At 61.7% G+C, this 14,010-nt stretch carries 10 protein-coding genes; 6 read left to right on the top strand and 4 right to left on the bottom strand.

The window, feature by feature from the left end; all coding sequences use genetic code 11:
* Positions 1-60: 60 nt before the first annotated feature.
* From gpgF to IE123_RS03300, 4 genes are all read right to left on the bottom strand, one after another.
* On the bottom strand, positions 61-1,077 hold the full coding sequence (gpgF, locus tag IE123_RS03285) for a glucosaminyl phosphatidylglycerol flippase (protein ID WP_189515047.1): 1,017 nt from the start codon (positions 1,075-1,077) through the stop codon (positions 61-63).
* A gap of 63 nt (positions 1,078-1,140) precedes the next feature.
* Positions 1,141-1,920 (bottom strand): N-acetylglucosaminyl phosphatidylglycerol deacetylase, encoded by a 780-nt coding sequence (gpgD, locus tag IE123_RS03290; protein ID WP_189515049.1) that lies wholly within the window; start codon positions 1,918-1,920, stop codon positions 1,141-1,143.
* Complete coding sequence (gpgS, locus tag IE123_RS03295; RefSeq protein ID WP_189515051.1) at positions 1,913-3,052, bottom strand: N-acetylglucosaminyl phosphatidylglycerol synthase; 1,140 nt, start codon at positions 3,050-3,052, stop codon at positions 1,913-1,915. The genes gpgD and gpgS overlap by 8 nt, the downstream gene beginning before the upstream one ends.
* A 183-nt stretch (positions 3,053-3,235) precedes the next feature.
* Complete coding sequence (locus tag IE123_RS03300) at positions 3,236-5,194, bottom strand: exoribonuclease II (RefSeq protein ID WP_189515052.1); 1,959 nt, start codon at positions 5,192-5,194, stop codon at positions 3,236-3,238.
* Positions 5,195-5,691: 497 nt separating this feature from the next.
* Between IE123_RS03300 and nagA the strand changes: the two genes are divergently transcribed.
* From nagA to IE123_RS03330, 6 genes are all read left to right on the top strand, one after another.
* Complete coding sequence (gene nagA, locus IE123_RS03305; RefSeq protein ID WP_189515053.1) at positions 5,692-6,792, top strand: N-acetylglucosamine-6-phosphate deacetylase; 1,101 nt, start codon at positions 5,692-5,694, stop codon at positions 6,790-6,792.
* Between the two features lie 50 nt (positions 6,793-6,842).
* A complete protein-coding gene (locus tag IE123_RS03310) occupies positions 6,843-7,862 on the top strand; it encodes an SIS domain-containing protein (protein ID WP_229819562.1) in 1,020 nt (339 codons plus the stop codon).
* 62 nt (positions 7,863-7,924) lie between these two features.
* Positions 7,925-10,549 carry a phosphoenolpyruvate--protein phosphotransferase gene (ptsP, locus tag IE123_RS03315; protein ID WP_189515054.1) on the top strand — a complete coding sequence of 875 codons (2,625 nt, stop codon included), beginning with the start codon at positions 7,925-7,927 and terminating at the stop codon, positions 10,547-10,549.
* Positions 10,539-12,245: an N-acetylglucosamine-specific PTS transporter subunit IIBC gene (nagE, locus tag IE123_RS03320; protein ID WP_189515055.1), complete on the top strand. Its 1,707-nt coding sequence runs from the start codon at positions 10,539-10,541 to the stop codon at positions 12,243-12,245. Before ptsP ends, nagE begins: the two co-directional genes overlap by 11 nt.
* Entirely contained in the window at positions 12,235-13,125 is an 891-nt protein-coding gene (locus tag IE123_RS03325; protein WP_189515056.1) for a glucosamine kinase nucleotide-binding domain-containing protein, read from the top strand. The genes nagE and IE123_RS03325 overlap by 11 nt, the downstream gene beginning before the upstream one ends.
* A 61-nt stretch (positions 13,126-13,186) precedes the next feature.
* Positions 13,187-13,984 (top strand): HAD family hydrolase, encoded by a 798-nt coding sequence (locus IE123_RS03330; RefSeq protein WP_189515057.1) that lies wholly within the window; start codon positions 13,187-13,189, stop codon positions 13,982-13,984.
* Positions 13,985-14,010: the final 26 nt, after the last annotated feature.

Genomic DNA, 14,010 nt, shown 5'->3' on the forward strand with positions numbered 1-14,010 from the left:
AGTTCCAATGAAAGGGGGCCATATGGCCCCCTTTTTATGTGCTTTTTTAAGACTGCCGAGTCAGGTATCTGGCTGCTTGTCAGCCTTGCGCCCTTCAAAAATCTTCTTCAACAGCGGGCGTCCGGCCATCAGCATGAATACTGGCGCACCTGCGATCAGGTAAAAATAGTAGGTCACGGCGCGCCAGATCAGTATGGCCGCTGCCGCGGTACTTTGTCCGACCATGGGCGCAAGCAATGCGGATGAGGAGAGTTCGGCACCCCCGGCACCTCCAGGCAGCAGCGTTAACTGACCGGCCGCCATGGCGAGCATCTGCACCAGAAAGGTCCATGCCCAGTCCAGATGCTGTCCCAGTCCGTAAAGCGTGACGAACAAAATGCTGTAGCGCACGATCCAGTGGACGATCCCCAGCCCGAAGGCCAGCGCCAGTGCCGAGCGGGGCAGTCTAAGGGTTTCGGCAAAGGCCTTTTTGAAGATCAGAATGCGCCTGGCCATGCTGTTTTGAAGCCGCGTGCTGACTTTCATTTTACTGAGAATCCTGCCGGTCACGATCAGGACACGGCGGTGGTAGCGTCCCATCAGGACCACGCCAAGCAATGCCAGACACAACAGCGTCATCGGCAGCACCAGCATCCAGCCAAGCCGTGCATCGATGGAGCGGGTAATGACGTAGATCATCATCGCGATCATTGAACACAGGAAAAATAGAAGATCGATGATCTGATCCACCGCAAAGACAGCGGTGGTCTGCGCCGGGCGAACGCCGCGTCGCGTCAGAAGGGCAATCAGCGTCAGTGGTCCACCAGTACCGCCGGGGGTCGCGCAGATGGCAAATTCCGTGGCAATCACCGTGCCGGTGGCACGCATGAGTCCCATTTCGCCGGCGCGTCCAGCCAGTAGTACCCTGAGCTTGGCACCGTTGAGCACCCAGCACAGCAGCACCATACCCAGCATCAGGGCAAAAATGCCCGGCGGGAAGCCGGGCAGCAGGTGCAGCAGATCGCGGCCACCCAGTAGCACGGGGATTGCCAGAACGGCAACGAGGCCTGCCACCAGCAGCCAGAGTGTTCTTTTCATGACGTTAACTGATCAGGAAGTGGTTCATATCCGAACAGATATTCGCAAGGAGCGTTTACCCGTTCAGGATGACGAAGTCGCCGTGTTCTCTGGCGGGAAGCTCGATTGACGGTGCAGCCAGCTGATCTTGGTCGTGGGCTGATATCCTTCATCAAGCAGGCGGCGGATCGTGTCGATCCAGTAGCGCCTTGAAATGTCATGGCGCATGTCGACCGGATGCAGTCCGAGTCGAATCAGTGGCTCATGTCGATGGCGTCGCCGGGCTCTCTCATTGACCACCCACGACATGCCGCGCCGCCAGCGACTGCGGGCACTCCAGACCAGCGAGGGCGCCTTGATGGCCGTATAGTCCGGCAGCCGATAAAGATGAGCCGGGTCGCTGGTATAGGTAAAGCCTTGCGTTTTAAGGGCGCGGCGCGCGCCTTCGCCCAGAAGCCATGCCGGGGCCACAAACCCATCCAGCGGCCAGTCCTGACGGCGAAAAAGCTCGGCGCCACGTTCCAGACGCTCAAGCGCCTCATCGTAGCCAATGGGGTAGAACTCACCTTCATAGGTATAGAGTCGACGCATGAAATAGTCGCGCGGCGTGCGAGGCGGTGGGGCATCATCACAGTGATAAAACCCGTGTAGCGCCAGTTCATCACCGCGCGCCATGCGCTGATGCAAAAGACGCAGCATGCCGGCATCTTCAAAGGTATTGCTGCGATGATGAAAGTCCGGTACGACCAGCCAGGTCATGGGAATCTGTCCCATGCCGTCGATCTGCTCGACAAAGGAGCGATAGTCAGGCCAGGTGGCAGGTGCAATGTCATGCAGTACCAGTGCAAATTCCCGGTTAGCCATGTTGTACGCTCGCCGTTGCTGTCGTGCTGATACCCAGCAGTTCCTGATAATGATGTGTCACGCCCTGCACCACGATATTCCAGTCATGATGGCGCTCGACATGCGCGCGCGCCTTCTGGCCCATTTTTCTGGCGTCATTTTCAAACAGCGCAAGAATGCTTCGCATCATGTCATCGCTGTCCAGCGGCTGACATAGCATACCGCAACCTTCCGGCACATTTTCAGCCAGTGCCCCGGCCCTGGTGGCCACGACCGGAATGCCGCAGGCCATGGCCTCAAGTACCACCAGCCCGAAGGTTTCCTGGGTGCCGGCATGCAACAGGGCATCGCTGCTGGCAAAATATCGCGCGATTTCGGCCGTCGGGCAGAAATGGTTGATCACCGTAACGTTATCCGGTACCTGGGTGGGCATCGAGGAGCCGACCAGCAGCAGGTGATAGGGCTGAGGGTCGCGACCGGCAAGCTTTCGCATCGCCTCCAGCAGGATATGAAGGTTCTTTTCCTGAGAGCCACGTCCGGCAAAGACCAGTAAACGGGTATCCTCGGACAGACCCAGTTCGGTCTTGACGCTGTCATCGCGCAGGGAAGGGTGGAAGGTCTTTAGATCCACGCCCAGCGGCTGCACGCGAACATGATCGATGCCCAGTCCTTCCAGTCGTTGCGCCATCACGTTGCTGGGCGCCAGTACCCGATCATAGTGGGCATAAAGCTTTTTGATATAGCTATTGATCAGGGGGCGAGACCAGTTACCCAGCCGGTTGCTGATCATGGTCGGCAGATCGGAGTGATAAAAGGCGACCAGCGGAATATCAAGCTCGCGGGCACTGGCAATCGCCGCCCAGCCGACCGTATAGGGATCGCCTGCCTCGACAAGGTCGGGGCGAACATCACGCAGTGCGCGCCGCCACGGCCGCTGTGTCAGCGGAAAGCGATAACCGTTGCTGAAGGGCAGGGGGGCTGCCGGTACGTTGACACGATGGTCGTCCGACTGGTGCGTATAAGCCTCGCCCGGTACCAGCAGCGTATGTCGAACATCAGCAGTAGCGTTCAAGCGACGACGTTTGGCATCGAGATAGGTACGCACGCCACCACTGGATGGCGCATAAAACATGGTCATGTCGGCAATATGCACTACGCCGATACCTCCTCGAACCGCACGTATTTGATCGGGCAATCCCTGGCTGCAAGGCGCAGGTCGCCATTAAGCGCCCTAGTATAATGTGTCAATCTGATGACTGCCGCGGTAACGGGTAACAGACTGTAGCCTGACGCCGAGGGTGACTGCCCACGCCGGCCAGCGGCGCGGGCAGATGGCTCAAGCGGGGCGTGCGACCAGTGAGCGTGTCTCTTCACGGGCTTCGATCAGCACGACACTTAGGGTATCCCCCAGGCGGTAACGCAGTTCGCCACCAATATTGATCAGGCCTTCCTTGTCATCGATGGCCACGGCGTCACGATCGGTATGCAGCATGGACGCGGGCACAAAGGCCGAGGCGCCGTTGGCCGGCAGCCGAACGCGCAGCCCGCCGCGACGAATATCAACGATTTCGCCTTCAAAGGGCGTCTCGTTGGTAACGGCATTGGCCAGATGGCGAACATAGAGCCAGTCCTTGACGTCACGCTCGGCCATGCGGTTCAGGCGCCGGCGCTCGCTCAAGTGATCGGTCACCGTCACATCGACAGCCTTGTCGTGCTCGGCGTCACCTCGCAGCACCTGCTTGATCAGGCGATGATTGATCATGTCGCCGTACTTGCGGATCGGTGAGGTCCAGGTGGCGTAGGCCGGCAGGCCCATGCCAAAGTGCGGTCCTGGAGCGGTCTGCATGACGCTGTAACCCTGGAAGCGGCGAAGGCGGGCATCAAGCCAGGCGTCCTGGCGCTCATCAAGGGTATGGCGCAGCGCGCGCCAGGCAGCGATATCGTTGAACTGCTCCTGAGTGGCCTCGACCGACTGGCTGGCCAGAAAGGCCTGCGCCTGCTCGGCCTTCTCGGTCGCAATACCCTGATGGACGTTGAAAATGCCATGGCCGACATGCTCGCTGAGCAGGTTGGCGCAGCAGACATTGGCCGCAATCATGGCTTCTTCCACCATGCGATGGCCGATGCGCCGTTCTTCGGTCACGATGTCCAGCACGTTGCCGGTCTCATCGAGGCGGAAGACATAATCGGGCCGGTCGGCAAAGACCAGCGCATGCTGCTGACGCCAGGTCTGACGTGCCTGCGTCAATCCGGCCAGCGCCTTGATCTGCGCCTCGCCCTGATCAAAGTCCGGTGTCCACGAAGGCGTGGTGCCGGCGTCCAGCGCTTCAATGTAATCAGAGACCTGCTCGTAGTTCAGACGCGCCTTTGAGCGCACGGTGGCCGCTTCAAAGTGGTAGTCACCGATCACGCCGTCAGCGCCCACTTCAAGGGTGCATACCAGCGCCGGGCGGTCTTCATCCTGCTTGAGCGAACACAGATCATCGGCCAGCGGTTCGGGCAGCATGGTCACGTTCTGACCCGGCAGATATACCGTGAAGGCACGCTGACGTGCTTCCTGATCGACCGCATCTCCCTGTTCGACGTAAGCCGTGGGGTCGGCAATGGCGACCTTCATGCGGAAGCGGCCGTCACTCAGCGCCTCAACGCTGAGCGCATCGTCCATGTCGGTGGTAGTGGCGTTGTCGATGGTAAAGAAGGGCACATCGGTCAGATCAGTGCGTTCAAGACCTTCTTCACGCAGGGGCCAGCTGTCACCGGCTTCCGGGGAGGCCTGTTCCAGCGCATGACGCGCCAGTGTCACCCGCCAGGGGACCGAGGGATGATCACCGGTCGCAATCACCTCATCTATCTGGACAAAAAAGCCACGATCGTTTTCGCGCAGCGGGTGACGCAGCAGGTGCGCCACGATCCAGTCGCCCTCATTGAGTGTGCTCTCCTCGATACTGCGATGGGTGCGAGCACGCAGCGCCGTATTGATGGAGGGATGATCGGGAACGACAGAAAGACGCCCGTCACGCTTTTTGACGCGACCAATGAAGCGGTTGAGGCCTGCTTCAATCAGGCTTTCCGGCTCGACACTCTTGCGTTCTTTCTCCTCGTTGAGCACGGCCTCGACACGGTCGCCGTGCAATACCTGCTTCATGGCGGGGGGCGGCACGAAAAAGGACTGGCCGTCGTCGGTTTCCAGAAAACCGTAACCCTTGTCGGTGGCCTTGATGACACCGGTCACACGGGGTGTTTTTTCACGGATCTGTTGCTTGAGCTGGGCGAGCTGGCTGTTGTTCGAGAGCATCTCGTTAATCGGTTGGGGAATCGGGGGCCCACTATAAGGCCTCACACGAGCCGGTGAAAGAGGCACCCCTGGCCAGCAAGGCGTGGCAAGGGAAACGTGCCCTACCCAGTGACTGTCCGATGGGTTGGTTGTCGTCGGGCAAAATGATTCCCCTGGATGCCGGTGTATCACGCCATGGCAAGGCCAGAAGCGTCATGGCCGCACTGTCTCGCAAGGTGGCCGGAGGCGGTCCCGATACAGTTTTGCCTTTTCATCACTCTGTCGACGCTGGCGCAGAGTGACATACTCCAGACCCGAGCGTTGCAAAGGCATCGGCAGGCGGCGTTCAATCCTGCCGTTGGCGCCAATGATCGATGTGGTCATCGTCAATGCCCCTTGTTTGAAAACAGGGCAACGCTGAAGATATGTGGGTATTCAGGTGGAGTTGTCGTGAGCGAATATCAATCATGGCGCCGTCAACGACGCAGGCTACACATGGGCAGACAGGAAAACGGGCAATGACACTTGAAGGCAACATACTGACGCCGGAAGGGTGGTTCAGGGGCGAGTTGACCATCCGGCAGGGCCGGATCGCAGGCGTCAGCGGCACGCCGGTGGACCCCGAGGAAAATGACGCGCTTCGCATCATTCCCGGGTTTATCGATCTGCACGTCCATGGGGGCGGCGGCGCCGACTTCATGGAAGGTAATGATGCGCTGGCCGTGCTGGCCCGGACGCACGCCCGGTTTGGGACCACCAGCCTTCTGGGCACCAGCATGACGGCCTCGCGCGAAGCATTGATTCACGCCTTTCGCGATGCCGGCCGCGTTGTGGCCGCGCCCCCTGCACAGGCCGCCGATATTCTGGGCATTCACCTTGAAGGCCCCTTTATCAGCCCGGATATGCTGGGTGCCCAGCCGCCCCATGCCCGACCCGGAACAATTGAAGCGTTTGACGAGCTCGACGCACTGGCGCCCATTCGCGTGATCACCATTGCCCCGGAAATCGAGGGACACATGGCGCTGATCGAAACGCTGGCTGCACGCGGGGTCAGGGTGCAGCTTGGGCATACCGCCGCCACGCATGATCAGTGCGTTGACGCCCTTCAGGCTGGCGCCCGCGGATTCACCCATCTTTATAACGCCATGAGCGGGTTGCACCACCGCAAGGCAGGGGTTGTCGGCGCGGCGCTGGCCCATGGCGAGTATGCCGAGCTGATCGCGGATCTGGTGCACGTCGAAAAGGGCGCCCTGCTGGCTGCCAGGCGCGCCATACCACATCTTTACATGGTCACGGATGCCACGGCGGCGGCCGGCATGCCTGAGGGTGAGTATCGCCTTGGCGAGCACCGGGTGTTCAAGCAGGGCAATAGCGTGCGCCTGGCCGATGGCGGGCTGGCCGGCAGTGCCCTGACAATGGATGTGGCGCTGCGCAATCTGGCCGGGCTTGGTCTGTCGCTGGCAGAAGCCTCCCAGCGTCTGTCGCTTTGGCCGGCACGTTATCTGGGCCTGAGTAATCGAGGCGTGCTCACGCCGGGCTACCGGGCCGATATCGTGACCCTGTCCTCACGTCTTGACGTCGAGCAGGTGTGGGTGGCCGGTCAAACCGTGATCGACTGAACCGCTTGATGTCCCCTTTTCCTTTCTGGCCCTGAACCGGGAGAGCCGTCATGTCATTGATGCGCGAAGAGGCGCTGAGTGCGCCACAACGAATTGCCGAGCAGTGGCGCGTCAATCGCGACACCATGACGCAGCTGAGCGAAGTGCTGCGCCAGCGCTCGCCTCACAGTGCCATGACCGTGGCGCGTGGTAGCTCCGATCATGCTGCCGGCTATTTCGCTCGACTCATGATGCAGATGACCGGCAGGTCCTGTGCGTCACTGCCGCTGTCGCTGTGCACGCTGGATGACACGACCTGGCAGCTCGGCAACACCCTGTCGCTGGCCGTTTCGCAATCCGGGCGCAGCCCCGATTTGATCGAGGCTCAGACGTCCCTGAAAGGCGGTGGTGCGCTGGCACTGGCGATGGTCAATGCCATGGACTCGCCGCTGGCCCGGGGCGCCGATCACGTCATCGATCTGCAGGCCGGTGAAGAAAGGAGCGTGGCTGCGACCAAAAGCTTTCTCGCTACGCTCTCTGCCAGTGCCTCCCTGATGGCGCACTGGCAGCGCGATCACGCCCTGCTGGAGGGGCTGGCAGCGCTGCCCGAGGCGCTGGATCGGGCCTGTCGCCTTGAGTGGAACAAGGGCGTAGAGATGCTGCGTGATGCTGACAGGCTTCTGGTCATTGGCCGTGGTGCCGGGCTGCCCATCGCACAGGAAGCAGCACTCAAGTTCAAGGAAACCTGCGTCATCCAGGCGGAAGCCTTCAGCGGGGCCGAAGTGCAGCATGGGCCGATGGCGCTGGTGGGGCGTGACTACCCCGTGATGATTCTGGCCCCGGCCGGCAACGCACAAAAGGGGCTGATCGAGCTGGCCGATACCTTTCGCGACCGTGGCGCGCGCGTGCTGCTGGCGGCTGATGCCACGGTCGCCTCGCGTGATCTCACCATTGCCGATGCGCCCCATGAGGCACTGGCGCCACTTTGTGCCATTCAGAGCTTTTATCTGATGATTGAGGCGCTTTCGCTGGCAACAGGGCATGATCCCGACCGCCCCGAATTTCTTAACAAGGTGACGCAGACACGCTGATGCCGGCGGCACCTGCTTGATGGCCGACAAGACGGCCATGACAACGACAACAGGACACTCTCATGCCCGATACTGCTGATCCAGAGCCCGTGCAGACCCTGCTGCATGCGCCCATGAAAGCGGTGCTGGTGCCGCTGGATCAGGTGCCTGATCCCGTATTCGCGCAACAGACCATGGGCCCGGGCATTGCACTGGAGCCCCTGGAGGCACAGCTCTTTTCCCCCTGCGATGGCGAGATTGTCCATCTGGCCCGAACGCGCCACGCCCTGACCCTCAAGACCGATCAGGGCTGCGATCTGCTGATCCATCTTGGACTCGATACCGTTGACCTGGAAGGTGAGGGCATCACCGTTCACGTGGCGCCGGGTACTCGCGTCAGGCGTGGTGACCTGCTGTGGGATTTCGATGCGGATCTGCTGGCCTGTCGCGCGCTGAGCCTGATGACGCCCCTGATCGTGACCAGCAGCGATCAATGGCGCTGCGAACTGAGCAACGACACCCGGCCCGGCAGTGTCATTGAACGTGGCGCACCGCTGATGACGCTCATTGCCCTGTCTGCAGGCACCCCCGCCGGCGTGGTGGAAGGTGGCAACAGTGAATACCGCGAACAGGTAACCCTGGCGCTGGCGGCCGGGCTGCATGCCCGGCCGGCCGCGCGTCTTCGCGGTATTGCCCGACAGCATGGCTGCACCATCGTGCTGGAACATGGCGAGCATCAGGCCGATGCCGCCAGCCTGACGGCCCTTCTGGGACTCTCTCTTCGCCAGGGAGATACGCTGGCCGTTATCGCGCGTGGCACGAATGCGGCAGCCGCGCTGGGAGAGGCGGCAGCGCTTTTGACCACGCCGGAGGCTGCCGAGGACGACCCGGCCCACGATGAGCTGTCCGAGGAGGCCTCTACGACCGTACCGGCAGGCGATGACACCACCTGTCATGGGCTGGTGGCAAGCCCGGGGCTTGCCGTCGGGCCTCTGGTTCGCCTTGCGCATGCGCGCCTTGAGGTTGACGAAGACCGCGAGGAGAGCGCCGAGGAAGTCGGAAGCCAGCTGCAAGCGGCCATCAGGGCGCTTAATGACACCCTGGTCACGGATATCGAACAGGCCCGCGCCGAGGGCCGGCGCGAAGAGGCCGATATCTTGGAAGCGCATCAGGCGTGGCTGGATGATCCGGCCCTGCTGGGAGAGAGTCTTGGGCATATTCAGGCCGGGCGCAGTGCCGCCTTTGCCTGGCGCGAGGTGCTCGAGCAGCGCATTGCCGAGCTGCGTCAGAGTCAAAGCCAGCTATTGGCCGCAAGAGCCGATGATCTGCGCGATCTACAGACGCGGCTGGTAACACTGCTGGCGCCCGAGGCCGCTGTGGCCGGGCAGCTCGACATGGCACCAGGTGCCATCGTGGTGGCCGAAGAGATCACGCCCTCGCAGCTGCTGGCACTGGACCAGGTGGCGCCCGCCGGACTATGTCTGGCAGGCGGCGGGACGACCTCGCACGTGGCGCTTTTGGCGCGCGCGCGCGGTTTGCCCTGTCTGGCGGCCATGGGTGCCGGTGTGATGGAGATCATGGGTCGTCATGATGGGGCAACGGCCATTCTGGATGCCCAAAAGGGGGCGCTCACTTTCAGGCCCGGGCCCGAGCAGCTTGACGCGGTGCGCGAGCAGGTTGAGCAGGCGCGCGTGCGCGCCATTGTCGAGCGCCGAATGGCTCATGAGCCGGCCCGTACGCAGGACAGCGTGCCAATCGAGGTATGTGCCAATGTCGCAGGTGTTGAAGAATCACGCGCTGCGTTTGAAGCCGGTGCCGATGGTATCGGTCTGCTGCGCAGTGAGTTCATTTTCATGGCGCGTCATGAGGCACCGGATCATGACACCCAGCGCGAGATTTACCAGCAGGTGCTCGACAGCATGGGGAGTCATCCGGTCATCATTCGCACGCTGGATGTCGGCGCTGACAAGCAGCTGAACTATCTTGCGCTGCCAGCGGTACCCAATCCGGCGCTGGGGACGCGCGGTATACGTCTGATGACGCGCCATCAGGATCTTCTCGACGTTCAGTTGCGCGCGCTGTTGTCTGTTACGCCACTGGAGCGACTGCATATCATGGTGCCCATGGTCACCGAGGCGGCCGAACTGGTGGCCGTGCGCGAGCGCATCGAGACCCTGGCCCTTGAAATGAATCTTGAAAAGCGCCCTGCACTGGGGGCCATGATCGAGGTGCCGGCCGCCGCGCTGTGCGCCGATCAGCTCGCGCGTGTGGCAGATTTTCTCTCCATCGGGACCAATGACCTGACCCAGTACACCTTGGCGATGGACCGCGAGGACCCGGATCTGGCCGGGCGCGCCGATGTACTCCATCCGGCGGTACTGCGCCTGATCGACATGACCGTGAAGGGGGCTGCCGGGCGCCAGTGCCCGGTCGGCGTGTGCGGCGCCGCAGCAGGCGATCAGCAGGCCTGGGCGGCACTGGTGGCGCTCGGTGTGGAAGAGCTGTCGGTTGAGCCTGCGCGCGTCGCCGCCATCAAGGCCGGGATTCGAAAGCTCGATCGGGCAGCGCTGTCACGGCAGCTGCGGGCATGGCTTGATGAACCCATCGACAGTGCCACGCTGCGTCAGCGCCTCGAGCAGTGGTTGAACGAGTATGCATCGACATCGATAACAACAACAGACAGAGGAGCATCACGCGATGCGATTTGATCCGATGGGGGCGCTTCAGCAGCTGGGACGCTCCCTGATGCTGCCGATTGCGGTATTGCCCATTGCCGGGCTGCTGCTGCGCATGGGTCAGCCCGACCTGCTGGATATTGCCTTTATTGCCCAGGCCGGCAATGCCATCTTCGAGAATCTGCCGCTGATCTTCGCCATCGGGGTGGGCGTGGGCATCGCCGATGACAGCAATGGTGCTGCCGGCCTTGCTGGCGCGATTGGCTATCTGGTCATCACGGCAGTGCTGGCAGCCATCAACCCCGATATCAACATGGGGGTACTGGCCGGCATCATCGCCGGGGTGGTGGCTGGTCTCTGGTATAACCGCTGCAAGAACATTGCGCTGCCCGATTATCTGGCCTTTTTTGCCGGGCGGCGCTTTATTCCGATTGTGACCGGTCTGACCGCGCTGGCCCTGGGCTGGCTGTTCGGCATGATCTGGCCGCCGGTTCAGACTGCCATCGATCAGAGCGGGCAGTGGATGATCGACTCCGGCGAGCTGGGACTTTTTGTCTACGGCACACTCAATCGACTTTTGATCGTGACCGGGCTGCACCACGTGCTCAATTCGCTGGTGTGGTTTGTCTTTGGCAATTTCGAAGGGGCCACCGGCGATCTTCATCGCTTCTTTGCCGGCGACCCGAGCGCCGGGCGCTTCATGACCGGATTTTTCCCGGTGATGATGTTCGGTCTACCAGCGGCGGCCCTGGCGATGTATCACACCGCCGTAAGAGATCAGCGCGCCCGGGTGGGCGGCATGCTTTTTTCGCTGGCACTGACGGCCTTTCTGACCGGTATTACCGAGCCGCTGGAATTCACCTTTATCTTCCTTGCGCCCGTGCTGTATGTGGTACACGCCCTGTTGACCGGGTTGTCGATGGCGGTGATGAGCTGGCTGGATGTCAGGCTGGGCTTTACCTTCTCTGCCGGCACCTTTGACTATCTGCTCTCCTATGGGCTTTCCAGTCGCGGCTGGCTGCTGATTCCGGTCGGACTGTTATATGCCCTGCTGTACTACATGATCTTCCGCTGGGCCATCGTGCGCTTTGATCTGAAAACGCCGGGTCGCGATGTCGTGATGCAGGCCGCGGTATCAGAAGAGGGCGAGGTGCAGGAGCGTGGCCCGGCCTTTGTCACGGCGCTGGGCGGCAGTGACAACCTGGCCTCGGTAGGCGCCTGTACCACTCGTTTGCGCCTGGTGGTCAGGGCGGTGGAGCAGATCGATGAGGCAGCGCTCAAGGGTCTGGGCGCCCGAGGCGTGCTCAAGCTCAAGGGTGGGCACCTGCAGGTCGTGATGGGACCGATCGCCGATGGTGTGGCCGAGGATATCCGCACGGCGTTGCGCGCGCGTGGCAAGCCGGTGGAAGCGCCTGATGTTGCCCGGGCCATGGCACCGGCCGCCGAGCAGGAGACGCCCATACAGAGCACTCTGAAGGATGCGGATCTGTCCCATTGGCTCGAGGCGCTTGGTGGCGTGGATAATCTGCGCTGCAGCGAGCTGGTGGCCCTGTCACGTGTGCGCCTTGAAGTGAGTGAGCCGTCAAGCATCGATCAGAATGCCTTGTCAGCGCTGGGAGTTGCCGGGGTGCAGCGCGTCAGTGATCACTGCCTGCATCTGGTGCTGGGCGAGCAGGCGTGGATTGTGGCGCAGCAGCTGCAAACGGAGATTCAGCGTCATGGCAGCTGATGACATTCTATTGGTGGGCGTCGACGGTGGCGGTAGCGGCACCCGGATGATGGCGCAGTGGCAGGGACACCGTGTTGAGGTCCGCGGTGGCCCCTCGGGCCTCGGGCTGGGTGTGCCCCGGGCATGGCACACGATCCTTGCGCTGTTGGAAGAGGCTCATCAGGCACTGGGGATAGCGCTGTCCACCGCGCAATGCCATTTGGCGCTGGGGCTTGCCGGTGCCAATCAATCGTCATGGCGAGAAGCCTTTTTACAGGCCGCACCGAAACTGGCGGGGTTGAGACTGGAAAGTGACGCCTTTACCACGTTGATCGGTGCTCACCAGGGGCAGCCCGGCGCGATCGTCGCGCTGGGGACTGGCAGCATTGGTGAGGCGCTGCATGCAGACGGGCGGCGTGTGAGTGTCGGCGGCTATGGCTTTCCCTCGGGGGATGAGGCCAGCGGTGCCTGGCTGGGGCTTCGAGCGAGTCGGCACGCGCAGCATGCGCTGGATGGACGCACGGCGCGGGATGACTTTTCTCGTGCGTTGTGTGAGGCGATGTCGACGCTGTCACAAACGCCCGTCACTTGTGCCGCGACCCTGACGAACTGGCTCTCCAGTGCTGATCAAACCCGTTTTGCGGCGCTGGCACCGGCGGTCCTGCGTCATGGCGAGCACCCGGTAGCGCAGGCGTTGTTGCATCAGGCAGGGGAGGATATTGCCCTCATGTATCAGGCACTGGACCCCGGCGCCAGGCTGCCCCTGGCGCTTTGTGGGGGCCTGGCCCGCGCGCTTGAAGGCTGGGTGCCTCGAAGACTTGAACGGTCGCTGGTCAGCCCGCAGGGCAGCAGCGTCGAGGGGGCGCTATGGCTTGCAGGCGAGCAGTGCACATTATCGTAATCCAGGCAGGCGCTATAATGAGCGCCTGCCATGCCGGCTTTTACTGCGTACAGGAGATTGCATGACGCCTCATCTGATCGTGACCGATCTGGATCGAACGCTGCTCAACGCCGACCATGGCCTTGATGACATTACCCTTGAGACCTTTCAGGCGCTTGAGCGCGAGGGGCATCATCTGGCCATCGCCTCGGGACGTCACTATCAGGATATTCGCGAGGTCAGGCGCCAGCTTGGGGTCAACGCGCATATCATTTCGGCCAACGGTGCGCATCTGCACGGCCCGGATGATCAGTTGGTTCATGAGATTCTGGTACCGCAGGATATTGTCAGAACCCTGCTGGAGATCGATGTTCCAAACGAGGTGCGCGTTAATCTCTATACCAATGATCGCTGGCTGATCGATGCGCCCGAGCCGATGCTGCTGGCCTTTCACGAAAGTACAGGCTTTACCTATGACGTGGTCGACATGTCACAGGTTGATGGTCATCACGTGGGCAAGGTGCTCTTTATCGGTGATGCCGGGCTTCTCAAGGCGATCGAGACGCGCATTCGCGCCCATTACGATGACCGTACACACATCACCTATTCGCTTGAAAACTCGCTGGAAGTGATGGACCGGGAGGCCTCCAAGGGGCAGATGCTGACCCGTCTGGCCGCACAGCTTGATATACCGCTATCGCGCACCGTGGCCTTCGGTGACAACCTCAATGATACCGACATGCTGCAAAACGCCGGGCAGGCCTTTGCGATGGGCAATGCCCACCCCGAGCTTTTGACCCGCGCGCCCAAGGCCGAGCTGATCAGGGCCCACACCGAAGCCGGTGTTGCCGTAAAGCTGCGCGAGCTTTTTGCACTCTAGTCTCGAGGGATCAGCCTTTTCATGTG

Origin of the sequence: Kushneria pakistanensis, from assembly GCF_014652795.1 — a bacterium.
Classification (GTDB): Bacteria; Pseudomonadota; Gammaproteobacteria; order Pseudomonadales; family Halomonadaceae; genus Kushneria; species Kushneria pakistanensis.